We start from the raw sequence: 22875 nt of genomic DNA on the forward strand, positions 1-22875 counted from the left end.
GGTAGCCCATGGACATCTCACGCTTCTTCATCGACCGGCCGCGCTTCGCGACCGTGCTGTCCCTCTTCATCTTCCTGATCGGCGCCCTGGCCATCCCGCTGCTGCCGGTCTCGGAATACCCCGAGGTCGCGCCGCCGCAGGTGGTGGTGCGCGCCCAGTACCCCGGCGCCAATCCCCGCGTCATCGCCGAGACGGTGGCCACGCCGCTCGAGGAGCAGATCAACGGCCTCGAGAACGTCCTGTACTTCGAGAGCCAGGCCACCGGCGACGGTGGCATGACGCTGACCGTCACCTTCAAGATCGGCACCCACCCCGAGGCGGCCGAGACGGCGGTGCAGAACCGCATCAACCGCGCCCTGCCGCGCCTGCCCGACATCGTGCGCCAGATCGGCGTGACGACGGAGAAGTCGGCGCCCAACCTGACCATGGTGGTCCACCTCGTCAGCCCGGACAACTCGCGCGACGCCCTCTACCTGCGCAACTACGGGCAGCTCAACGTCCGCGACGACCTGCTGCGCGTGCCCGGCATGGGCTCGGTGCTGATGTTCGGCGCCGGCGACTACGCCATGCGCATCTGGCTGGACCCGCAGAAGCTCGCCGCGCGCAGCATGACGGCCTCCGAGGTGGTCGGCGCCATCCGCGAGCAGAACACCCAGGTCGCCGCCGGCGTCGTGGGCGCCTCGCCGTCGCCCAAGGGCACCGACTTCCAGCTCGCCATCAACGCCCAGGGGCGGCTGGCCAGCGAGGAGGAGTTCGGCAACATCATCGTGCGCAGCGACACCAAGACCGGTGCCATGGTGCGCGTGCGCGACGTCGGCCGCGTCGAGATCAGCGCCAACACGTATGCCCTGCGCAGCCTGCTGAACAACAAGGAGGCCGCGGCCATCGCCGTCTTCCAGGCGCCGGGCTCCAACGCCCTGGCCATCTCCGACAACGTCCGCAAGACGATGGAGAGGCTCAAGCCCAGCTTCCCCAAGGGCGTGGACTACGCCATCGTCTACGACCCGACCCGCTTCGTGCAGACCTCCATCGAGAAGGTCGTGCACACGCTGTTCGAGGCCGTGGGCCTGGTGGTGCTCGTCGTCATCATCTTCCTGCAGACCTGGCGCGCCTCCATCATTCCGCTGGTGGCCGTGCCGGTGTCCATCGTCGGCACCTTCGCCGTGCTGCTGCTGCTGGGCTTCTCCATCAACACGCTGACGCTGTTCGGCCTGGTGCTGGCCATCGGCATCGTGGTGGACGACGCCATCGTGGTGGTCGAGAACGTCGAGCGCAACATCCAGGACGGGCTCACGCCGCATAACGCGACGGTCAAGGCCATGCAGGAGGTCTCGGGCCCCATCATCGCCATCGCCCTGGTGCTGTGCGCGGTGTTCATCCCGCTCACGCTGGTGCCGGGCCTGTCGGGCCAGTTCTACAAGCAGTTCGCGGTCACGATCGCCATCTCCACGGTGATCTCGGCCTTCAACTCGCTGACGCTGTCGCCCGCCCTCGCGGCCATCCTGCTGCGCCCGCACGACGCGCCCAAGGACGCGCTGATGCGCGGCATGGACAAGGTCTTCGGCCCCTTCTTCCACTGGTTCAACCGCTTCTTCCACCGCCGCTCGGAGGACTATGGCCGCGGCGTCACGGGCATCCTGAAGCGCAAGTCCGCGGCCGTGCTCGTCTATGCCATCCTGCTCGGCCTGACGGGCCTGCTGTTCACGCGCATCCCCAGCGGCTTCGTGCCGGCGCCGGACAAGCAGTACCTGATCGGCGTGGCCCAGCTGCCGGCGGGCTCCAGCCTGGACCGCACCGAAGAAGTCATCCGCCGCATGAGCGCCATCGCGCTCAAGGTGCCGGGCATCGTCGACTCGGTGGCCTTCCCGGGCCTCTCGGTCGCCGGCTTCTCCGCCTCGCCCAATGAAGGCATCGTCTTCTTCGGCCTGGAGGGCTTCGACAAGCGCACCTCGCGCGAGAAGAGCAAGGAGGCCATCCTCGGCCAGGTCAACGGCGCCATCCAGCAGATCCAGGGCGCGCGCATGTTCGTCGTGCCGCCGCCGCCGGTGGACGGCCTGGGCATCGCCGGGGGCTTCAAGGTGCAGGTGCAGGACCGCAGCAGCCAGGGCGAGCAGGCCCTGTACGGCGCCACCTGGGGCACGCTCGGACAGATCTACGGCAACCCCAACACGTCCATCGGCACGCCGTACTCCAACTACGACATCAACGTGCCGCAGCTCTTCGCCAACGTGGACCGCGTCAAGGCCAAGCAGATGGGCGTCCCGCTGGGCTCCATCTACGACACCCTGCAGATCAACCTCGGCTCGCTCTACGTCAACGACTTCACCAAGTTCGGCAAGACCTACCAGGTCATCGTGCAGGCCGACGCGCCCTTCCGCGCCAAGGCCGAGGACATCGTCCAGCTCAAGACCCGCAACGACGCGGGCGAGATGGTGCCGCTGGGTTCGCTGATGAGCGTGGAGCCCACCTTCGGCCCGACGCGCGTCACGCGCTACAACGGCTTCCCCAGCGCCGACATCAACGGCGCGCCCAAGCCCGGCTTCTCCTCGGGCCAGGCCGAGGCCGAGATCGAGCGCCTGCTCAAGACCCTGCCGCGCGGCTTCGGCTACGAGTTCACCGACCTGAGCTACCAGGACAGGCTGACCCGCAACGTCACCGTGCCCGTGCTCAACGTCGAGGTGCCGACGCTCGCCGCCGTGCTGATGTTCTCGGTGCTGCTCGTCATCCTCGTGCTCGCGGCGCAGTACGAGAGCTGGAGCCTGCCCCTGGCCATCATCCTGATCGTGCCGATGTGCATCCTGTCGGCGCTGTTCGGCGTGTGGCTGTCGCACTTCCCGCCCTTCATGCAGGCCGGCGACCTCAACATCTTCACGCAGGTGGCGCTGGTCGTGCTCGTGGGCCTGGCCTGCAAGAACGCCATCCTGATCGTCGAGTTCGCCAAGGAGCTGGAGGAACGCGGCCGCAGCATCCGCGACGCCGTCATCGAGGCCTGCCGCCTGCGGCTGCGCCCCATCCTGATGACCTCCATCGCCTTCTGCGCCGGCGTCATCCCGCTCATCCTCGGCAGCGGCGCGGGCAGCGAGATGCGCCGCGCCATGGGCATTGCCGTGTTCGCCGGCATGCTGGGCGTGACCTTCTTCGGCATCTTCCTGACGCCGGTGTTCTACAGCCTGTTGCGCGCCAGCACCGAGAAGCGCCGCGCTCGCGCGGCGGCCCTCAAGGCCCAGATCGACGCCTCGGCGCATGCCTTCCATCCCGGCATTGACGACGAAAAGGAGGGTCACTGACATGCTCGTCCGCCTGACCCCCCTCGCCCTGGCCGCACTGCTGGCGGCCTGCGCCGCGCCCGGGCTGTCGCCCGGCCCGAAGAACCTCGCCCCGGCGCAGTTCGCCCAGCTGCCCGCCCCCAGCCCAGGTGCGGCCACCATGACGGCAGCCTTCGTCGACGATGCCCAGCTGCAGCGCGTCGTCGACGAGGTGCTGGCCAACAACCGCGACCTGCGCGCCGCCGCCGCCCGCCTGAAGCAGGCCCAGGCGCTGGCCGACGCGGCCGGCGCCCAGCGCCTGCCGACCGTGGGTGTCGGCGCCAGCGCCAGCCGCCAGCGCGCTCCCAACGACCAGGGACAGTTCAACAACTTCAACAGCTACAACGTCAACGCCACGGCAGCCTGGGAGATCGACCTCTGGGGCCGCGCCGCCGCCAACGCCCGCGCGGCCGGCTACGACGCCGAGAGCGCGGCCCTGGACCGCGACGCCGCCCAGCTCAGCCTGGCCGGCACGGCCCTCAACCTGCAGGCTCAGCTCATCGGCCTGGGCCACCGCCTGGCCCTGGCCAAGGACGCGCTGACGGTGCAGAACCAGCTGCTCGACCTCGTCAAGGCGCGCGTCGGCGCCGGCCGCGGCACGGCCGTCGACCAGGCCCGCGCCGAGGCCCTGGTCGCGCAGACCTCGGCCACCGTGCCGGCCCTGCGCAACGCCGCCTGCCTCACGCGCCTGCAGCTCGACCTGCTGCGCGGCCAGCCGCCGGCCGACTGCGACAAGGCCGACAGCGACCCCCTGCCCGCCATGCCCGAGCCGCGCCTGGTCAGCCTCGGCACCCTGCCCGATCCCGCCGGCCTGCTGGCCGCGCGGCCCGACGTCAAGGCCGCCGCCGCGCGCGCCCAGGCGGCGGCGGCACGTGCCCATGTGGCCTGGGCGGCGCGCTGGCCCAGCCTCGGCCTCACCGGCCAGATCGGCTGGAGCGCCGGCCGTGCGGGCGACCTCTTCAAGAGCGGCACCCAGATCCACAGCGTCGCCGGCGCCCTGAACTGGCAGTTCCTGGACTTCGGTGCCCGCAAGGCCGAAGAAACGGCCGCCCGAGCCGGCTACGAGGCCGCCGTCGCCACCGCCGAACAGGCCCAGCTGACGGCCCTGCAGGATGCCCAGGGCAGCCTCTCGACCCTGCGCGAGACCGAGCTGCAGGCCGCCGCCCAGGCCGCCGCGGCCGACGCCACGGCCCGCGCCCGCGAGCTGGCCCTCAAGCGCTACGAAGCCGGCGTCGCCGACTTCTACTCGCTGCTGACCGCCGAGCAGGACCGCCTGCAGGCCCAGGACGCCCTCATCCAGGTCCAGGCCGCGCGCGCGACGGCACTGCTGTCGGTGCACAAGGCCTTCGCGGCCCGGTTGACGGCCCAGCGCTGAGGGCGCTGCGGCACGAAAGTTCCCATATTGGGTATATTTCCACCCAATATGGGAATCTCTCCATGACAGGCGAGTCTCGAAGCCTTGCCGACGCCCTGTTCTCGCGGACGCAGCAGCGTGTCCTGGCCTTGCTCTTCGGTCAGCCGTCCCGCAGCTTCTACGCGACCGAGCTGATCGAACTCGCCGGCAGCGGCGTGGGCGCCGTGCACAGGGAACTTCAGAGCCTTGCCGATAGCGGCCTCGTGCGGGTCACGCGGTCCGGCAATCGCAAGCACTATCAGGCCAACCCGGCGTCGCCGATCTTTGCCGAGGTTTGCGGCATCGTGCAGAAGACCGTGGGCCTGGCCGAGCCTTTGCGCGAAGCGCTGTCCGTCGTGGCAGGCCAGATCGTCGCGGCCTTCGTCTACGGCTCGGTGGCCAAGAGGACCGACAGCGCCACCAGCGATATCGACCTGATGATCGTCAGCGACACCCTGACCTATGGCGACGTCTTCGGCATGCTCGAGCCCGCGAGCCAGGCACTGGGCCGTACCATCAATCCGACCCTCCTGACCCGTGAGGAATTCAACCGCCGTCTGGTCGGCGGTGAAGCATTCCTGGGCCGAGTCATGGAACAGCCGAAGGTGTGGATCGTCGGAGCAGAAGATGACCTCAGCGTTTGACGCCCTGTGCGGACCGGGGAAGCCGCTCAAGGCCGAGCCCCCCGATGCGAAGGAGTTCGCCGGCCTGAAGCGCTCCGGCCACGCCCGCCTGAAGGACGCGCTCAACGCGACCCTGTCGCTGGAAAGCAGGTTCGACCTTGCCTACAACGCCGCCCACGCCTTGTGCCTCGCGGCCCTTCGATGGCACGGCTACCGGTCGAGCCATCGATACATCGTCTTCCAACTCCTGCCGCAAACCCTCGGCCTCGGCCCGGCGGTCTGGCGTGTGCTGTCCAAGTGCCACGACGTTCGCAACCTTGGCGAATACGAAGGCGACCTGAACGTCGATGACCGCATCGTCAAGGATCTGATCTCCGCCTGCCAGCAGGTCGCAGCGCAGGTCGATGGTCTTACGACCCCGCCACGATCCTCGCCGCCAGCGCCGTGACGCTGCGGCGGTAGGCGTCCGCCAGCGCATCGGCCTGTGCCGCGCACGGCACGGTCAGCTCGGCCCGCCCCGGGGGCGGCAGCGCCGTGCCGGCCGGGGCGTGCAGGGGCGTCCAGTGCCAGTGGGCGCGCAGGTGCAGCGCCAGGCCGGCGCCTTCGGGGCGGGCCAGCCACTCGTCCACGCGCACGATGAGGCGCAGCGACTCCAGGCTCTCGTCCACCCGCGGCGTCCCGCCGAGGGCGACGGGGTAGGGCTGGCGCAGCCGCCACAGGTCCTCGGCGAGCACGCGGGGCAGGGCGTCGCGCAGCGGTTCGGCCCAGCGCGCCTCGGGCCAGGGCCGCAGGCCGGCGCTGCCTTCGGCGACGAGGATCTCCTCGCGGTCCAGCAGGTCGGGCAGGCCGATGTCGGGGCTCAGCACCCAGGCGCGGCCATCGCGGCCCGGCCGGGCCTCGGGCGGCAGGGGCGGCGTGCCGGTGAGGCCGTAGAGGCGGCGCGGCGGTGCATCGCGCGTGGCGCAGCCGGCCAGCGTCGCGGCGGCGAGCCAGAGCAGGGCCGCGCGGCGCGTGGCGCCGGGCGAAGGCGGGGCGAGGGTCGGGGCGGGCGTCATCGTGCGGTCTCCTCGGCGGGCCGGGGGTCGGGCCGGCGCCCGCGCAGCAGCGATTCGGGCTGGGCCTCCAGCGAGTCGGCCAGTTGGCGCAGCGCACGTGCGGCGCTGGAGAGGTCGCGCATCGTCCGCTCGGTCTGCTGCAGCAGCGGCCCGTCGCTGTCGGCGGTCTCGCGCAGCGAGGCGCTGGCCCGACCCAGTTCGTCCAGCGCGCGCCGCAGGTCCCGCACGACGGTGCCGTTCGGGTCCAGCAGCTCGCTGGCGCGGTCGGCGCCGCGGCCGAGGCGGTCGGCGGCGTCGGAGACGCGGTTGCCCGCCCGGTCGACGCTGGCCAATGCGCGCTGGGCGCCGTTGCTCAGCGGCGCGGCGCGCTGGTCGAGCTGGGCGGCGAGCCGCCTGGCGTGCGCGGCCATCTCGGCGAAGTCCTTGAGCCCCTGCTTGAGCTCCGGACCCGTCACGAAGGCATGCGCCGCGCTGGAGATCTGGCTGAGGTCGTCGAGGATGCGGCGCAGGTCGATGCCGTCGAGCTGGCTCTTGAGGGCCTGGAAGACGGTGGCGGTCGTCGGGATCTCGGTCGCGTCGCCCTGGTAGCCGCCGCGCAGCGCGCCGCGCTGCTTGGGGCGCAGGTCCAGGTCGACGTAGAGCTGTCCCGTCACCAGGCTCTGGGTGCCAAGCTGGGCGGTCAGGCCGCGCGCGATCAGCGTCGGCAGCGCATGGCCGATGTCGCCGTGGGTGCGCTCGCCTTCGAGGTCGCGGATGGCGTCGTCGTCCAGCTCGGCGATGACGGGGATGGCATAACCGTCCGTCTTGCTGTCGTAGTAGACGCGGATCTCCGTCACGTCGCCCACGTGCACGCCGCGGAAGACGACCGGCGCGCCCTTCTGCAGCCCGTAGACCGAGCCCGAGAAGAACATCACGGCGCGCTGCGGACGCTTGAACCAGTGGTTGCCCGGCAAGGCGATCAGGGCCGCGGCCAGCAGCGCCAGCGACGCGGCCACGAAGGCGCCGATGACCAGGGGATTCGCGCGGCGGCGCGTCATGCCGCCGCCTCCTCGGCTGCAGTCGTGCGGGCCGGCCGGCCGCGGTTCAGGAACTCGCGCACCGGCTCGGGGCCGTGCTCGCGCAGTTCCTTCGGCGGGCCGAGGGCCGTGGCCGTGTGCGCCTCGACGTCGAGGAAGAGCATGCGGTCGGCCACCGCGAACAGGCTGTCCAGCTCGTGGGTGACGAGGACGACGCCGGTGCCCAGGTCGCGCTTGAGGCGCAGGATGAGGTCGTCCAGCCGTGCCGAAGTCAGCGGGTCCAGCCCGGCCGAGGGCTCGTCCAGGCAGAGCATGGGCGGGTCCAGCACCAGGGCGCGGGCGATGGCGGCGCGCTTTCGCATGCCGCCCGAGAGCGACGCGGGCTCGGCGTCGAAGGTGGCCGGGTCGGACAGGCCGGCCAGCGCGAGCTTGTAGCGGGCCTGGCGCTCGCGCTGGCCGGCGTCGAGGTCGGTGTAGAGCTCCAGCGGCAGCATCAGGTTCTCGCCCACCGTCATGCTGCTCCACAGCGCGCCGGCCTGGAAGGCCACGCCGATCTCGCGGTGGGGCGGGTCGTCACCATGAACGTCGCGTTCGGCGCCGCCGGCCGTCCAGAGCACGCGGCCCGCCTGCGGCGCCTGCAGGCCGATCATGTGGCGCAGCAGCGTGCTCTTGCCGCAGCCGCTGGCGCCGACGATGGCCAGCACCTCGCCCGCGCGCACGTCGAAGCCAAGGCCATGCTGCAGCTCGCGTCCGCCGGCATGCAGGCTGAGGTCATCGACGCGCATCAGCACCTCGCCGGCCATCACACCCCCAGCCGCTGGAAGATGACGGTCAGCGTCGAAGCAGCGACCACCATCCAGACGATGGCCTGCACGACCGCCGCCGTCGTCGCCTCGCCCACCGCCTGGGCGCTGCGCCCGGCGTTCAGCCCCTGGCGGCAGCCGGCCAGGGCCACCAGCACCGCGTAGACGCTGCCCTTGAGCAGGCCGATGGCGATGTCCGGCCCCTGCAGCGCCCCGCGTGTGGTCGACAGATAGGCCAGGGCCGGCACGTCGTAGAGCAGCACGGCGACGGCGCAGCCGACGGCCAGGCCCGCCATGCCGGCGCACAGCGTCAGCAGCGGGCCGGTGACGAGCAGGGCCAGCATGCGCGGCAGCACGAGGTGCTCGACCGGGTCCACGCCCAGCGTCGTCAGCGCATCGATCTCCTCGCCGGCCCGCATGCTGCCGATCTGGGCGGCGAAGGCCGCGCCGACGCGGCCGGCCAGCACGATGCCCACGACGAGGGCCGCGATCTCGCGCACCACGCCGATGGTGACGAGGTTGGCGATGAAGCTCTCCGCCGCGAAGCGCTGCAGCTGCTCGGCCCCCATGTAGGCCACGATGAGGCCGACCAGGGTGCTCACCAGCAGCACGATGGGCAGGCTGCGCGGGCCGGTCTGCTCGATCTGCCAGAGCCAGTCCGAGCGCCGCATCGCCGTGCGGCCACGCGCCAGCCGGCCCAGCGCGGCGAGCAGCTGGCCGATGAAGACGAGGGTCTTGCGCCATTCGGGCTCGGCGGGCGCGGCGGCCTCGGCCTCGCGCGGTCGGCGGGGCGGCGCGTCGGCCTCGGGCAGGCTCAGGCCCAGCAGCGGTTGCAGGCCGCGGGGCAGCCCGGCGAGGTCCAGCTCGGCGCCAGCGCGCGCCAGCGGAGCCAGGGCCTGCCAAAGCATGGCCGCCAAAGGCGGCTGCCAGTGCGACAGCGCCGTGGTGTCGAAATCCAGCCGAAGCCCCTGGCCTGCCCGCAGCGCCTCGGGCGCAGGCGGAATCTCGGCCGCGGCCCCGCTCCAGTCGCCGGCCAGCACCAGTCGCCACTGGCGGCCTTCGCCTTCCCAGCGCGCGCTCGAGGCGGCAGCGGCCGGCCCGGCGTGGTCGGACGGCGTTAGCGCAGCGGGCAGGGCATGGGACATGGCAGCGATGCTCAGCCGCGGCAGCGCATCCGCGGCCCGGCCGTCGCCTGCGCCCGTTGTAGGACGGCGCGCCGCCGCGCGCCCGGCTGTCGGCGTCGACCGACAGCCCGATGGCGGGCCGGACGATGCCGTGGCCGCGAAGCGGCGAGGACAGTGTCTCCATCCCCCACCTCGGAGGCCTCGATGAAGCCCGCACCCGCCCACAAGGATCAGCCGCGCACGCTTGGCGACGCCTCCCGCCCCCAGGGGCCTTCCCTGCCGCACGACCGCGACCAGCAGGCCGCCTCGACCGATGCCGAGCCCAACCCCCACATCGAGCGGGCCGCGCGCGACCTCGCCGAAGGCCAGGTGGACACCGACCTGCGCAGCTCGCCCGGCCTGGACGCCGAACGCCGCGGTCGCATGGTGCAAGGAGGCGAGCGCGGGGCGAGCAACCCCAAGGCCGGTCCGGGGCGCCACTGACGCTGGGCCGAACGGCGGCCCTGCGGGGGCGAACCGCGCGCCCGCCGCCCGACGGCGCCGTTAACCTCGGGGCATGTCCCTGCTGCCGCCGCGCTGGCGCCTGCCCTACGTCGCCCTGCTGACCGTCGTCGGCCTGCTGCTGAGCGCCTCGGCCCTGCAGGCCTACCGCCTGTCGGGCGGGCGGCGGCCCTGGGAGCCCTTCCTGTGGGAGTTCAGCTCGGTCGCCGTCATCGGCCTGCTGGTGCTGGGCGTGCATGCGCTGATGGGCGCGCTGCGTGGCCGGCCCTGGCCGCAGCAGCTCGCGGCCCACGCCCTGGCCCTGCCCCTGTTCAGCGGCCTGCACATCGCCGGCATGTTCGGCATCCGCCTGCTCGTCTACGGCCTCGTCGGCGTGGGCTACCACCCGGACGACCTGCCCACGCTGCTCGTCTTCGAAGGCGGCAAGGACGCGGTGAGCTACCTGAGCTTCTGCCTGATCTCGCGTGGCGTCTGGATGGCCGGTGCCGCCGCCGCCCGCGCCCGGGAGCTGGACCGTGCCCGCCGCGAGCTGGCCGAGGAGCGCCTGGCGCGGCTGGCCGACCAGGTGCAGCCGCACTTCCTCTTCAACACCCTCAACCTGATTTCATCGGTGATGTACGAGGACGTCGCCCGCGCCGACCGGCTGCTGTGCGAGCTGGCCGCGCTGCTGCGCCAGACCCTCGCGGCCCAGCAGCGCGCCGAGCACAGCCTCGCAGACGAACTGGCCCTGGTGCAGCCCTTTCTCGCGCTGATGCAGGCCCGCTTCGGCCGCGAGCGCCTCGTCGTCGAGATCCAGGCCGATGCCGACGCCCGCGCCTGCAGGCTGCCGGCCCTGCTGCTGCTGGCGCCCGTGGAGAACGCCATCAAGCACGACGTGGCCCGGCATCGCGGGCGGGTGACGGTGAGCGTGCGCGCCGAACGCGACGGCGAGCGGCTGCGGCTGACGGTCAGCAACCACGCCGACCAGCCCCTGCCCGCCACGCCGCCGCTGCCGCCGGAGCGCGACGGCGGCCTGGGCCTGCGCAACCTGCGCGAACGGCTGCAGGCCCGCTACGGCAGTGCTGCCCGGGTCGACTTCGGGCCGCAGGCCGGCGGCATGCGCCTGGCGATGGAGCTGCCGTGCACGTCCTGATCGTCGACGACGAGCCTGCCGCGCGCGCCAAGCTGCGCCGCCTGCTGGCTGCCGAGGCCGACGTGGCGGGGCTGCTCGAGGCGGCGGATGCCCCCGCCGCCCTGGCCCTGGTGCAGGGCCTGCCGGCGCCGCCCGACCTCGCACTGCTGGACATCGAGATGCCCGGCGGCAACGGCGTGCAGCTGGCCGCGGCGCTGCGCGAGATGGGGGTGCGCTGCATCGTCTTCTCGACGGCGCACGCCGAGCATGCGCTGCAGGCCTTCGAGCTGGCGGCGCTGGACTACCTGCTCAAGCCCTACACCGCCGAGCGCCTGTCCGCGGCGCTGGCCCGCGTGCGCGAACAGCTCGCCCGCCCCGCCGCGCCGCCCGGCATCCACTGGGTGGACGGGCAGCGCCTGCTGCTGGCCGAGGTGCAGTGGATCTCGGCCGCCGACAACTACGTCGAGCTGCACCTGCCGCCGCGCAGCTGGCTGGAGCGCGTGCCGCTGGCCGAGGCCCTGGCGCGCCCCGGCTGGGCGGCGCGCTTCCTGCGCGTGCACCGCAGCCATGCAGTCAACCCGTCCCACGTACAGCGCATCGAGCGCCTGGGCAGCGGCGAGGCGATGCTGACGCTGGCCTGCGGCGAGCGGCTGCGGGTGTCGCGCGGCTACCGCGATGCGCTGGAGGCTCTGGCCCCATCCGCCCCGTAGGTCGCGCCGTTCGCCCCGGCGCCCTCGCGAGGCGGCGCGCGGCCCGCGAAGCTGCCGGCCATGAACACCGCCCTCCCCACCTCCGGTTCCCGCCTGCCCTTCCTGGACGGGTTGCGCGTCGCGGCCTTCGCGCTGCTCATTCCCTATCACGTCGGCATGTACTACGTGACCTGGGACTGGCATGTGAAGAGCCCGGCCGCCAGCGACACCCTCGAGCCCTTCATGATGCTCAGCTCGCCCTGGCGGCTCGGGCTGCTCTTCCTGATCGCCGGCGCCGCCTGCCGGGGGCTGATGGCGCGGCGCGGGGTGGCCGGCACGCTCAAGGACCGCACGCTGCGCCTGCTGCTGCCGCTGTTCTTCGGCATGGCCGTCGTCGTGCCGCCGCAGGCCTACTTCGAGGTCCTCACCAAGGCGCCGGCCCTGCTGCCCGGCGACGGCGGCTACCTCGACTTCTGGTGGGCCTATCTGCATGGCGGGCGCTACTGCCGCGGCAGCGACTGCATGACGGTGCCGACCTGGAACCACCTGTGGTTCCTGCCCTATCTGTGGCTGTACGCCGTCGTGGGCGCCGTGGCTGCGGGCCTGCTGCGCCTGAAGCCGCCGGCCCTGCGCATGCCTGCCTGGGCCTGGCTGCTGCTGCCGGCCCTGCCACTGGCGCTGGCCCGCATCTTCGTGATGCCGCACTTCCCGACCACGCACGACCTCGTCCACGACCTCTACGAGCACCTCGAATACGGCTGGCTGTTCGCCCTGGGCTGGGCCAGCCGAACGCCGCTCGCGGCGCAACTGTGGGCCGCGGCGCTGCGGCTGCGCTGGGTGGCCCTCGCGGTCTTCCTGGCCAGCTGGGCGCTGCTGCTCGCCTTCGCCATCGCCTACGACCAGGTGGCGCCGCCCGCCGGACTGCTGGTGGCCGCCCGCGCGCTGCGCGGCTCGGAAACCTGGTGGGCCATCGTCGCCGCCTGTGGCTGGGCGCAGCGCGCCTTCCCCCGCGAGTCGCCGCTGCTGCGCCAGGCCAGCGCCGCGGTGTTCTGCCTCTACGTGCTGCACCAGAGCGTCATCGTCGCGCTCAGCCAGGGGCTCAGGCCGCTGGGCCTGCCGTGGGGTGTGGAGGCCGTGGCGCTGGTCGGGCTCACCTTCGGGCTGTGCGCGCTGGCCTACCTCGCTCTGCGCCGGGTGCCGGGCCTTGCGCTGCTCGTCGGCATCCAGCGCCCGCGCGGGCGGCTGGAAGGGCGGGTTGCGTCCGCGGCCCTGGCGTGAACGGGCCTCAGGCGGCGGCCAGCTCGGCCACGCCCTCGCTCACCCAGATGCAGTCGCCTTGCTCGAAGACGCGCACCTCGCCGGGAGCGAAGGCCTGCCAGGCCTCGTCGTGCGTCAGGGGCTCGGTGGCGACCAGGGTCATGCGGTCGCGCGGGCCGTTCAGCGTGGCCAGGTCGACGCTCAGGTCGCCGTCGCGCAGGCGCACATGGCCGAAGGGGGGCTCGCGGCGCAGCCAGTGCAGCCGCGTGGAGGCGTGGGCCAGCAGGGCGCGGCCGTCGGTCAGCAGCAGGTTGAAGCGGCCATGCTCGGCGATCTCGTGCACCCAGGGAGTGAGGGTGGCGGCCAGGTCCGCCCAGGTGGGCAGTTGGGCGCCGAAGCGCTGCTGCAGCCGCTGCATCAGCCAGCAGAAGGCACGCTCGCTGTCGGTCTGGCCCGTGGGGAGGAAGCTGCCGTCCAGCGCGGGGTGGAAGTCCTTCAGGTCGCCGTTATGGGCGAAGACCCAGGTGCGGCCGGCCCATTCGCGGCGGAAGGGGTGGCAGTTCTCGACGGCGCGGGCCCCCTGCGTGGCCTTGCGGATGTGGGCAATGATGTTGCGCGCCTGCACCGGATGCTGGCCGTAGTGCGAGGCCAGGTCGGACTCGGCAGCCGGCCGGTCCTCGACGACGACCTCGCAGCGCTCGCCCTCGTGGAAGGCGACGCCCCAGCCATCGACGTGGTCCGCGGTGCGCCCGCCGCGGGCGGCGAAGCCGCGCAGCGAGAAGTTGGCGGCGGCCGGCAGGCGGCTGTTGAGGGCGAAAAGCTCACACATCGGGGGGTCGGAGCAGTGCGGATGAGTCCTGAACGCCGCAAGTCTGACGATGGATGACGCCGACGCCAAGGAATCTTCCGTCATGTCTTCATGCATATTGGCGTTAAGCGACATTTCTGCGACAGAGTGCTCGCTTTTCGCGGGTCGCCCGCCAGCCCAGGACCGCCATGACCGACCAAGCCGCACCTCCGCCCAACGACACCGCCACCGAGCTGCAGCGCGTGGTCGACGCCCTGCGCGGCGCCCGCCAGCGCTGGCGCGACGCCCACCGCCGCGGCGACGGGCGCGACCTGCCTTCGCGCGAGCTCCTGGCCGAGATGGTGCAGGGCCTGTCGGGGGCGCTCTTTCCGATGCGCCTGGGTCCGCCCACCCTGCAGGCCGACAGCGAGGACTACTACGTCGGCCACACCCTGGGCGCCGCCCTGGCGACGCTGCGCGAACAGGCGGCCATGGAGCTGCGCCACGATGCCCGCCAGCGTGGCGAGGCGCCGCCGCCGGCGGCCGAGGCCGACGCCCTGGCCCGCCGCTTTCTCGCCACCCTTCCCAGCCTGCGCGAGCTGCTCGACCGCGACGTGCTGGCCGCCTACCGGGGCGACCCGGCGGCACGCAGCGTCGACGAGGTGCTGATCTGCTACCCCGGCGTGCGGGCGCTGATCAGCCACCGCATCGCCCATGAGCTCTACCGCCTGGGCCTGCCGCTGATCGCCCGCGTCGTCGCCGAGCTGGCGCATGCCGAGACCGGCATCGACATCCACCCGGGCGCCACCATCGGCCCGGGCTGCTTCATCGACCATGGCACCGGCGTCGTCATCGGCGAGACGGCCGTGCTGGGGCGCGGCGTGCGCATCTACCAGAACGTCACCCTCGGGGCCAAGAGCATCCCCACCGACGGCGAGGGCCAGGCCGTCAAGGGCGAGCCGCGGCATCCCATCGTGGAGGACGAGGTCGTCATCTACGCCGGCGCCACGGTGCTCGGGCGCGTCACCATCGGCCGCGGCGCCGTCATCGGCGGCAACGTCTGGCTGACGCGCAGCGTGGCGCCGGGCAGCGTGGTCACGCAGGCGGACACGCAGTCCGGCGCGGCGTGAGGCCGGCTGCCGTGCCGGCTCAGCGTGCGCCGGGCGTGTAGATCTGGTCGAACACCCCGCCGTCGTCGAAGTGCGTCTTCTGGGCGTTGCGCCAGCCGCCGAAGAGCTCGTCCACGGTGAAGAGGTCCACCTTGGCGAACTGCCTGGCGTACTTGGCCGCCACCTTGGCGTCACGCGGGCGGTAGAAGTTGCGCGCCGCGATCTCCTGGCCCTCGGGGCTGTAGAGGTAGTTCAGATAAGCCTCGGCCTGCTTGCGGGTGCCGCGCCGGTCGACGACCTTGTCCACCACGGCCACCGGCGGCTCGGCCAGCACCGACACGGCCGGCGTCACGATCTCGAACTTGTCCGGCCCCAGCTCCTTCACGGCCAGGTAGGCCTCGTTCTCCCAGGCGATCAGCACGTCGCCGATGCCGCGCTCGACGAAGGTCGTGGTCGCGCCGCGGGCGCCGGAGTCCAGCACCTTGGTGTTGGCATAGATGCGCTTGACGAAGGCCTTGGCCGAGTCGGCATTGCCGCCCGGTGATTTGAGCGCGAAGCCCCAGGCCGCGAGGTAGTTCCAGCGGGCTCCGCCGCTGGTCTTGGGGTTGGGGGTGATGACGTCGACGCCGCTGCGCGCCAGGTCCGGCCAGTTGGCGATGTGCTTGGGGTTGCCCTTGCGCACCAGGAAGACGATGGTGGAGGTGTAGGGGCTGGCGTTGTTCGGCAGCTTCTTCTGCCAGTCGGGGCTGAGCAGCTTGCGGTCGGCCAGGGCGTCGATGTCGTAGGCCAGGGCCAGCGTGACGACGTCGGCCTCCAGGCCGTCGATGACCGAGCGGGCCTGCTTGCCCGAGCCGCCGTGGGAGGCCTTGATCGTCAGCGTCTCGCCCGTCTTGGCCTTCCACTGCGCGGCGAAGGCCTTGTTGAAGTCCTGGTAGAGCTCGCGGGTGGGGTCGTAGGAGACGTTGAGCAGGGAGGTCTGGGCCAGGGCCCCGAGCGGGGCGGCGGCGAGGGCGAAGGCAGTGAGCAGGCGGCGCATGGCGGTCTTGAACGGTCTCGAAGGTCGGGAGCCGCACTCTAGGAAGCGCCCCGGGGCCGCGCAAAGAAGAAGTTCGCACATGCTCATGCGCATCCCGCGCTTGGGGCCGTTGAGTGCTTGTCCGACGCGGGCATCGCCGTGGCGCCGACACGGCCGCGTCGCGGCTCTTCCTAAGCTGCGTTTGACTTGGCATGTCCCTTGCCAAGCCCTGACCCATGAAGGAGACCCCATGACGACGAGAACCCGCGCACCCCGCTTGCTGTGCCTGGCCCTGGCCGCCTGGGCCGGCGTGGCCTCGGCCAACCTCAGCAAGCCCGTCTACAGCCAGGCCAAGGACGAGGTGAAGGCCATGTTCAAGGCCGAGCGCGACAAGTGCGACGCCCTCTCGGGCAATGCCAAGGACGTCTGCGTCGAGCGCGCCAAGGGCCATGAGAAGGTGGCGCTGGCCAACCTCGAGTACCAGCACACCGGCAAGGAAAAGGACCGCAACGACTACCTGGAGGCCCGCTACGAGGCCACCTACAAGGTCGCCAAGGAGATGTGCGACGACAAGTCTGGCAATGCCAAGGACGTCTGCGTCGCCGAGGCCAAGGCCCAGCATGACAAGGCCAAGGCCGACCTCAAGGCCAACAAGGCCGTCGTCGCGGCCGAGTCCGACGCCGCCGAGGCCCGCCTGAAGGCCGACTACAAGGTCGCCAAGGAGCGCTGCGACAGTCTTTCGGGCGACGCCAAGGACAGCTGCCAGGCCAGCGCCAAGGCGCGCTACTTCCAGTAAGCGCCCCGGCGCCGCCGGCAGGTCAGCCGCCAGCCCCTCGGGCCGGCGGCTTTCTTTCGAGCCCGCTCAGGGCAGCGACGCCCCGCCGGAGGCGCGCGGCGTCAGCAAGGCTTCCTGCGTGGGCGGGTCCAGCAGCAGGCGGTTGTCCACCGCGCGCACGCCCGCCTGGGTGCTGGCCAGGGCCAGGGCATGGTTGCGGGTCGCCTCGTCGGGCACCGTGCCTTCCATCAGGACGATGCCGGCGACGGTCTTCACGTCGACGCCGGCCTGGGCGATCAGCGGGTCGGTGGCGAGCGCCTGAAGGACGCTGCGGGTGATGGCGCCATCGTCGACCGGCACAGCCGCCCGGGCCTGCGAGGCCGCCACCGCCGGGGCCGAAGCGGCGGCGGATGCGGCGGCCCGGGGCTGCTGCGGCACTCCGTCCACCACCGCCACCACCTGGCCCGGCTGCGGCAGCACCAGGCGGTTGTCGACCGCCTTGACGCCGTCGCGCGCGCTGGCCAGCACCGTGGCGCGCTGGCGGGACTTTTCGTCCGGCGCCGGGCCTTCCAGACGCACGACGCCGTTGCGCGTCGTCACGACGATGCGCGAGGCGCTCAGCGCCGGGTCGGCCGCCAGGGCCGCCTTGATGCGGGCGCTGGTCGCGGCATCGCTGAACGCCGTGCCCAGGCCTTCGGCCGCGCCGCGCGAGGCCTGGGCCGCGGCGTCGCGGGACTCGGCCAGCCCTTGTCCGGCGCGGTCGCCCAGGCCGCGCAGGCCGGCCACGGCTTCGTCGAGCTGGGTGCCGAGGCTGCGCGGGTCGCTCAGGCTGGCCACCGTCACCAGGGCCAGCGCGGCGCCCAGCCCCAGGGCCAGCAGCCAGCCGCTGGCCCGTGACGGCGGGCGGGCATCGCGGCGCCAGCGGCGCCGGGGGCGGGGCAGGGCGGTCGGCGCCGCCGGTTCGGCGCCCGGGACGGGCGGGCGCCAGTGGGGGTCCGCGGTGCGGTCTGCATCTCTCATGGCGGTCTCCTGCGGTCTTGGCTGCACCCCAAGTCTGGGCGGTGCCGCCCGACCTGCCCGTCAGCGGGCGCAGACCCGGGGTGTAGGACCGCCGCCTGCGGCCGGTGCGGGGGCCGCGTCCTTCCGCTTGTTGATGCGCGCGGCGCCGCTGCCGGGCCAAATACACGGCAGCCGCAACCCCGGAGCGTGCCCGCATGAGCCCTGCCGACCCCCCGCACAAGCCACGCGGCACCGGCCGCGCCTTTTGGGAAGACCTGCTGAGGCTGCCCCTGCAGATCGTGCTCGTGGGCGGCGCCGTCACCCTGGTGGGCATGCTGCTGCAGCACGGCATCGGCATGCCGTCGCTGTCGGCCCTGCAGTTCGACGACAAGACCGCCAGCGGCCTGCGGCTGGTGGTGGCCGTGCTGATCTTCGCCGTCGGCATCGCGGCGGCCGTCTTCCTGTGGTGGCTGTCGTCGCGCTTCTTCGGCCTCATCGAGGGCAAGTCGCTCGACGCCGCGGGCCTCGCGGCGGTCAAGGACCTGCCCCTGGGCCTGCCCGAGGGCACGGTGCGGGCGGTGCTGGCGCTGGTGGTGGCCGTCGTCGGGCTGCCGCTGCTGCTGTTCAGCAACGTCGTGGGCATGGACCCGGCCATCGCCGGCTACATCAACGGCATCGTCACGGGCGTGTTCGGCTTCTACTTCGGCACCCGCACGACCGGCGTGCCGGCCCAGGCCGTCGACAAGATCGCCGAGGCCAACCGCGAGGCCATGCAGCAGACCAAGGCCGCCGCCAGCGCCAAGGAGACGGCCAGCCAGGCCCAGAGCGCCGCCCAATCGGCCCGCCAGGAACTCGGCGAGGCCCAGCAGCGCGCGGACGAGAACAGCGGCCAGCTCGACCGCGCCAGCAAGTTCGACACCACGCTGTCCACCGTCAAGCGCCACCTCGGCGTGGCCAAGACCGTGCTCGTCACGCTGGGGCCGCTGCTGCCCAAGGGCCTGCTGCCCGACGACCTCGACAAGACCATCGACGCCGCCGACCGGGCCGTCACCGCCGTGCAGGGCGTGACCGCCGCCACCGCCTCGGCTGACCAGCTGTCCGCGCTGACCGACGCCTTCGAGTCCCTGACCGGCTCCGGCAAGTCCCCGCTCGGCGCCTTGCTCGGCAAGGCGGCGCCCCTGCTGCAGAACGTGCTGCCGGCCATCCCCGGCCTGGGCGCGGCGGCGGGCCTGGCCACGCTGATCGGCCTGGGCGTGAAGCTCGGCTCCAGCCAGTTCCAGCGCTGGCGGGCGCGCGTGCTGGCCGCGCCGCTGGCGCAAGGGCTGATCGAGTTCGGCGCCCTCTCGCCCGAGCTGGTGCGCAGCGCGCTGAACCGCTCGCCGCTGCTGCGCGACAAGCTCGCCGAGCAGCCGCCCGGCGACGTCAACGCCGCCTTGCTCGACGCCGTGCTGCGAGATGACGGCCCGCAGCGCCTGCTGGCCGCCTACGGCCCGGCCGGCACCCTGGCCGCCGGCCTGCTGACGGAGGCCGACGTGGACGCCGGCCTGGCCGAGCTGCGCCAGTCCCTGCTGGCCCTCTACGGCGCGGGCGACGTGCAGGACTCGACGCTCAACCAGGTCAAGGCGGCGCTGGCCGGCGCGGCCAATCCGGAACTCGCGGCGACGGCGGTGCAAAGCCTCACGGCGCGCGACGCCAACCGCCTCATCGACGCGGCGTCGGGCATCTCGGCGCAGCCGGGCGTGCCCTGGGACCAGGCGGCGGCCTTCGACGCCCTCGTCATGCTGACCGACAGCGCCCGCCGCGACAACGTCGACCTCGTTCGTGCCCTTGCGGAGGTGAAGTGATGCGCAGCCTGTTGACCGTTCCCCTAGCTGTCCTGTTGAGCGCCTGTGCGGCCGTCTCGGGCCCGACGGCCCAGCTCGAACGCATGACGAAAGCCCAGGCCGCGGGCCAGGACGCCGCCAACGCCGCCGAGACGCCCGACGGCGACTGCGCCGCCAAGCCCGACGACCCCGCCTGCCTGCGCATCCAGGCCATCCGCGGCCGGGCCTGCCTCGCCCTCGCCCGGGCCGAGGCGGCCCCCGGCGCGGCCTGCCCGCCACCCAGCGCCACGGTCAAGCGCCACCTCGACTGTGCCGTCGATGCCTATGCCAAGGCGCGCGGCGCGGCGCCCGCCGGCAGCACCGACGCCCTCAACCTCGCCGAGAACGCCGCACGCGCCCAGTACTGCGCCTCGGGTTTCAAGCCGCCGGCCGAGGGCCTGGCCCTGTTGCGCCAGGCCCGTGCCGGCATCGCCTCGCTGCCCGCTTCGCCCGAGCACGACCTGCTCGGCGCCTCGGCCGCCCTGGCCCTGGCCCAGCGCAACGGCGTCACGGCCGAGGAGCGCTGCGGCGCTGCCCGCGAAGCCTCGCGCCTGGCGGCCCGCGCCCTGGGCGCATCCCCGCCACCGAGCGTGGCCGACGCCGCCACCGCCACGCGCAACGCCGCGCGCCAGGAAGCCTCGGGCCTGGCCGGCTGCACGGGGGTCTGAGCGATGCAGTTCACCCGCGAAGTCGCCTTCCGCTTCCCGCTGTGCCGCGGCGAGGACGTGCGCGCCATCCAGCAGGCCCTGACCATCCTGCAGAACGAACCGCCCTGCGGCACGGTGGACGGCATCTTCGGCGGTGCCACCCGGCAGGCCGTGGCCGAGTACCAGCGGCGCAATCACCTCGATGCCACGGGCGTCGTCGACGCCGCCACCTGGGCCTCGCTGTTCGCGGCGGCGGCGGTGCGCCAGAAGGACGTGCCCGAGAAGTCGGCCTCCGCCCTCGTGAAGGCGGCGCTGGCCGGGACGGCGCCGGCCGCCGCGCCCGCCGATGCCGGCCCCGCGCCGGCCGACCTGCCGGTCTCGCGGCCCCAGGCCCTGCGCACGCGCGACTGGCTGCTGCGCAACTTCGCCGCGCAGATCGAGCAGGCCGTGCAAGGCACGCCGCTGGATGCCGACCTCGTCGCCGCCATCGCCTGCAAGGAGACGGCCAACGTCTGGCTGCACTGGATCGACCGGCTCAGCCCCGCCGAGGTGCTGGCGCGCTGCGTCTTCGACGGCAGTGGCGACGTGCCGGGCACCTCGCGCAGCGCCTTCCCGCGCAACGCGGCGGACTTCCGCGCGGCCGTCGGCGACGCGCTGACCGACGCCCTGATCGACGAGGCCAACGAGACCCGCAAGCTGCGCGGCTTCGGACCGCAGCGCTGGCTCTACAAGGGCTACGGCCTCTTCCAGTACGACCTGCAGCACTTCAAGACCGACCCCGACTTCTTCCGCAACCGCCAGTGGGGCGATTTCGGCGCCTGCATCGACCGCTTCATGCGCGAGATGCGCACCAAGCTCGCCGACGCCCACGGCGACCTGCCCGACGCCGTGCGCCGCTACAACGGCAGTGGCCCCAAGGCCGAGCAATACCGCGAGCATGTGATGTTCATGTACGGCTGGCTCAAGGCGGCACCGTTCACGCCGCCCCACTGAACCGCCCGGGCGGCGGCGTGCCGTCCTACGCCGGCACGGCCGCTGCGCCGATGACGTGCCGGCGGGGCCGCCGCGACAGTGCGTTAGCGCCACGCAGCAGAGGTCCATGAGTTCGCAAGTCCATCCCCTGGCGGGCCAGCCGGCGCCGCCCGACGCCCTCGTCGACGTCGAAGCGCTGCGGGAGGCCTACTTCTGGCGGCGCCCCGACCCGGCGAGCCCCGAGCAGCAGGTCGTCTTCGGCACCTCCGGCCACCGCGGCTCGGCCCTGGACGGCTCCTTCAACGAGTGGCATGTGCTGGCCATCGCCCAGGCCATCTGCGACCACCGCCGCCGCCAGGGCATCGCCGGTCCGCTCTTCCTGGGGGCCGACACCCATGCCCTGTCCGAGCCCGCCACGGCCAGCGCCCTGGAGGTGCTGGCGGCCAACGGCGTGGAGGTGATGCTGGCGCCGCCGGGGCAGTTCACGCCGACACCGGCCGTCTCCCTCGCCATCCTCGAATACAACCGCGGCAAGGAGGGCAGCGCCCGCGGCGACGGCATCGTCATGACGCCCTCGCACAACCCGCCGCGCGACGGCGGCTTCAAGTACAACCCGCCGCACGGCGGCCCGGCCGACGGCGCCACCACGGCGGGCATCCAGGCCGATGCCAATGCCTATCTGCGCCACGACCTGGCCGGCGTGCAGCGCCTGGACGCCGAGCGCGCCTTCGCCCGCGGCAGCTGCCACGAGCACGACTACCTCGCGCAGTACGTCGCCGCCCTGGCCGAGGTGGTGGATTTCGATCTCATCCGTGCGGCCGGCGTGCGCATGGGCGTGGACCCGCTGGGCGGCGCGGGCGTCGACTACTGGCCGGCCATCGCCGAGCGCTACCGGCTGCCGCTGACCGTCGTCAGCGACGCGGTCGACCCGCGCTTCGCCTTCATGACGCTGGACTGGGACGGCAAGATCCGCATGGACCCGTCCTCCCCGTATGCCATGCGCCGCCTCACCGCGCTGCAGGACCGCTTCGACGTCGCCTTCGCCTGCGACACCGACCATGACCGCCACGGCATCGTCACGCCCAGCAGCGGCCTCATGCCGCCCAACCACTACCTCAGCGTCTGCGTGGACTACCTGCTGCGCCACCGACCCGGCTGGCGGGCCGACACCGCCATCGGCAAGACGGTGGTGACCACGGCCCTCATCCACCGCGTCGCGCAGCGGCTGGGCACGCGCGTGTTCGAGACGCCGGTGGGCTTCAAGTGGTTCGCGCAGGGCCTGCTCGACGGCTCGCTCGGCATGGGCTGCGAGGAGAGCGCCGGCGCCTCGCTGCTGCGCCGCGACGGCCGCACCTGGACGACCGACAAGGACGGCATCGCCGCCGCGCTGCTGGCCGCCGAGATCACGGCCCGCGCGGGGGTGGACCCGGGCGCCTGCTACCGCGCGCTCACCGCCGCCCTCGGCACGCCGCTCGCCGACCGCGTCGAGGCCCATGCCACCCGCGAGCAGAAGCAACGCCTGGCCGCGCTCACGCCGGACAGCGTCAAGGCGACCTCGCTGGCCGGCGAGCCGGTGGAGGCGGTGCAGAGCCGCGCCCCCGGCAACGGCGAGCCCATCGGCGGCATCAAGGTCTGCACGGCCAGCGGCTGGTTCGCGGCCCGGCCCTCGGGCACCGAGGACATCTACAAGATCTACGCCGAGAGCTTCCGCGACGAGGGCCACCTGCGGGCCCTGCTGCAGGAGGCGCAGGGGCTGGTGGACGGGGCGCTGGCTGCGAGCTGAGCGGCCGTCGCGAAGGGCAATTTCCAGACAAGGCCACAGAGGCACGGAG

The 22875-nt window shown here is 72.8% G+C and carries 21 protein-coding genes; 14 read left to right on the forward strand and 7 right to left on the reverse strand.

From position 1 onward, the window contains the following. Positions 1–8: 8 nt before the first annotated feature. The 4 genes from LXT12_RS15315 to LXT12_RS15330 all read left to right on the forward strand — a co-directional run bounded on the left by LXT12_RS15315 (position 9) and on the right by LXT12_RS15330 (position 5769). On the forward strand, positions 9–3287 hold the full coding sequence (locus LXT12_RS15315; RefSeq protein WP_233393065.1) for an efflux RND transporter permease subunit: 3279 nt from the start codon (positions 9–11) through the stop codon (positions 3285–3287). A gap of 1 nt (position 3288) precedes the next feature. Then, positions 3289–4680 carry an efflux transporter outer membrane subunit gene (locus tag LXT12_RS15320; RefSeq protein WP_233393066.1) on the forward strand — a complete coding sequence of 464 codons (1392 nt, stop codon included), beginning with the start codon at positions 3289–3291 and terminating at the stop codon, positions 4678–4680. 62 nt (positions 4681–4742) lie between these two features. After that, positions 4743–5342 (forward strand): transcriptional regulator, encoded by a 600-nt coding sequence (locus tag LXT12_RS15325; protein WP_233393067.1) that lies wholly within the window; start codon positions 4743–4745, stop codon positions 5340–5342. Further along, on the forward strand, positions 5326–5769 hold the full coding sequence (locus LXT12_RS15330; protein ID WP_233393068.1) for a hypothetical protein: 444 nt from the start codon (positions 5326–5328) through the stop codon (positions 5767–5769). The genes LXT12_RS15325 and LXT12_RS15330 overlap by 17 nt, the downstream gene beginning before the upstream one ends. On the opposite strand, the gene LXT12_RS15335 is transcribed toward LXT12_RS15330, so the two are convergent. The 4 genes from LXT12_RS15335 to LXT12_RS15350 are packed head-to-tail and all read right to left on the reverse strand — an operon-like array spanning position 5732 to position 9340. Continuing rightward, positions 5732–6376: a PqiC family protein gene (locus tag LXT12_RS15335; RefSeq protein WP_233393069.1), complete on the reverse strand. Its 645-nt coding sequence runs from the start codon at positions 6374–6376 to the stop codon at positions 5732–5734. The genes LXT12_RS15330 and LXT12_RS15335 overlap by 38 nt on opposite strands. Beyond that, positions 6373–7413: an MlaD family protein gene (locus LXT12_RS15340; protein WP_233393070.1), complete on the reverse strand. Its 1041-nt coding sequence runs from the start codon at positions 7411–7413 to the stop codon at positions 6373–6375. Before LXT12_RS15340 ends, LXT12_RS15335 begins: the two co-directional genes overlap by 4 nt. Beyond that, a complete protein-coding gene (locus tag LXT12_RS15345) occupies positions 7410–8195 on the reverse strand; it encodes an ABC transporter ATP-binding protein (RefSeq protein WP_233393071.1) in 786 nt (261 codons plus the stop codon). Before LXT12_RS15345 ends, LXT12_RS15340 begins: the two co-directional genes overlap by 4 nt. Beyond that, positions 8195–9340, reverse strand: coding sequence for an MlaE family ABC transporter permease (locus LXT12_RS15350; protein ID WP_233393072.1), 1146 nt, complete (start codon positions 9338–9340; stop codon positions 8195–8197). The genes LXT12_RS15345 and LXT12_RS15350 overlap by 1 nt, the downstream gene beginning before the upstream one ends. A 183-nt stretch (positions 9341–9523) precedes the next feature. Between LXT12_RS15350 and LXT12_RS15355 the strand changes: the two genes are divergently transcribed. From LXT12_RS15355 to LXT12_RS15370, 4 genes are all read left to right on the forward strand, one after another. Then, positions 9524–9802 (forward strand): hypothetical protein, encoded by a 279-nt coding sequence (locus tag LXT12_RS15355; protein WP_233393073.1) that lies wholly within the window; start codon positions 9524–9526, stop codon positions 9800–9802. A gap of 73 nt (positions 9803–9875) precedes the next feature. Next, positions 9876–10952 (forward strand): sensor histidine kinase, encoded by a 1077-nt coding sequence (locus LXT12_RS15360; RefSeq protein WP_233393074.1) that lies wholly within the window; start codon positions 9876–9878, stop codon positions 10950–10952. Then, a complete protein-coding gene (locus tag LXT12_RS15365; RefSeq protein ID WP_233393075.1) occupies positions 10940–11641 on the forward strand; it encodes a LytR/AlgR family response regulator transcription factor in 702 nt (233 codons plus the stop codon). Before LXT12_RS15360 ends, LXT12_RS15365 begins: the two co-directional genes overlap by 13 nt. A gap of 60 nt (positions 11642–11701) precedes the next feature. Beyond that, complete coding sequence (locus LXT12_RS15370; RefSeq protein WP_233393076.1) at positions 11702–12898, forward strand: acyltransferase family protein; 1197 nt, start codon at positions 11702–11704, stop codon at positions 12896–12898. A gap of 7 nt (positions 12899–12905) precedes the next feature. Here the strand turns inward: LXT12_RS15370 and LXT12_RS15375 are convergent, their stop codons facing one another. After that, a complete protein-coding gene (locus LXT12_RS15375) occupies positions 12906–13706 on the reverse strand; it encodes a class II glutamine amidotransferase (RefSeq protein ID WP_233393077.1) in 801 nt (266 codons plus the stop codon). Between the two features lie 167 nt (positions 13707–13873). Between LXT12_RS15375 and epsC the strand changes: the two genes are divergently transcribed. Next, the gene (gene epsC, locus LXT12_RS15380; protein WP_233393078.1) at positions 13874–14794 is read left to right on the forward strand and encodes a serine O-acetyltransferase EpsC; all 921 of its coding nucleotides are present in this window, start codon (positions 13874–13876) and stop codon (positions 14792–14794) included. A 19-nt stretch (positions 14795–14813) separates the two neighbouring features. Here epsC and LXT12_RS15385 read toward each other — a convergent pair whose 3' ends face one another. Further along, entirely contained in the window at positions 14814–15809 is a 996-nt protein-coding gene (locus LXT12_RS15385; RefSeq protein ID WP_233393079.1) for a sulfate ABC transporter substrate-binding protein, read from the reverse strand. Positions 15810–16038: 229 nt separating this feature from the next. Between LXT12_RS15385 and LXT12_RS15390 the strand changes: the two genes are divergently transcribed. Next, entirely contained in the window at positions 16039–16584 is a 546-nt protein-coding gene (locus LXT12_RS15390) for a hypothetical protein (RefSeq protein ID WP_233393080.1), read from the forward strand. Positions 16585–16650: 66 nt separating this feature from the next. Here LXT12_RS15390 and LXT12_RS15395 read toward each other — a convergent pair whose 3' ends face one another. Next, positions 16651–17583: a BON domain-containing protein gene (locus LXT12_RS15395; RefSeq protein WP_233393081.1), complete on the reverse strand. Its 933-nt coding sequence runs from the start codon at positions 17581–17583 to the stop codon at positions 16651–16653. A gap of 194 nt (positions 17584–17777) precedes the next feature. Here LXT12_RS15395 and LXT12_RS15400 point away from each other — a divergent pair, with 194 nt between their 5' ends. The 4 genes from LXT12_RS15400 to pgm all read left to right on the forward strand — a co-directional run bounded on the left by LXT12_RS15400 (position 17778) and on the right by pgm (position 22826). Further along, positions 17778–19406 carry a hypothetical protein gene (locus LXT12_RS15400; RefSeq protein ID WP_233393082.1) on the forward strand — a complete coding sequence of 543 codons (1629 nt, stop codon included), beginning with the start codon at positions 17778–17780 and terminating at the stop codon, positions 19404–19406. A gap of 83 nt (positions 19407–19489) precedes the next feature. Further along, a complete protein-coding gene (locus LXT12_RS15405) occupies positions 19490–20092 on the forward strand; it encodes a hypothetical protein (protein WP_233393083.1) in 603 nt (200 codons plus the stop codon). A 3-nt stretch (positions 20093–20095) separates the two neighbouring features. Further along, a complete protein-coding gene (locus tag LXT12_RS15410; RefSeq protein WP_233393084.1) occupies positions 20096–21064 on the forward strand; it encodes a peptidoglycan-binding domain-containing protein in 969 nt (322 codons plus the stop codon). Positions 21065–21170: 106 nt separating this feature from the next. Beyond that, positions 21171–22826: a phosphoglucomutase (alpha-D-glucose-1,6-bisphosphate-dependent) gene (gene pgm, locus LXT12_RS15415; protein ID WP_233393085.1), complete on the forward strand. Its 1656-nt coding sequence runs from the start codon at positions 21171–21173 to the stop codon at positions 22824–22826. Positions 22827–22875 lie beyond the last annotated feature (49 nt).

This window comes from Pelomonas caseinilytica, from assembly GCF_021353235.1.
GTDB classification, from domain to species: Bacteria; Pseudomonadota; Gammaproteobacteria; order Burkholderiales; family Burkholderiaceae_C; genus Pelomonas; species Pelomonas caseinilytica.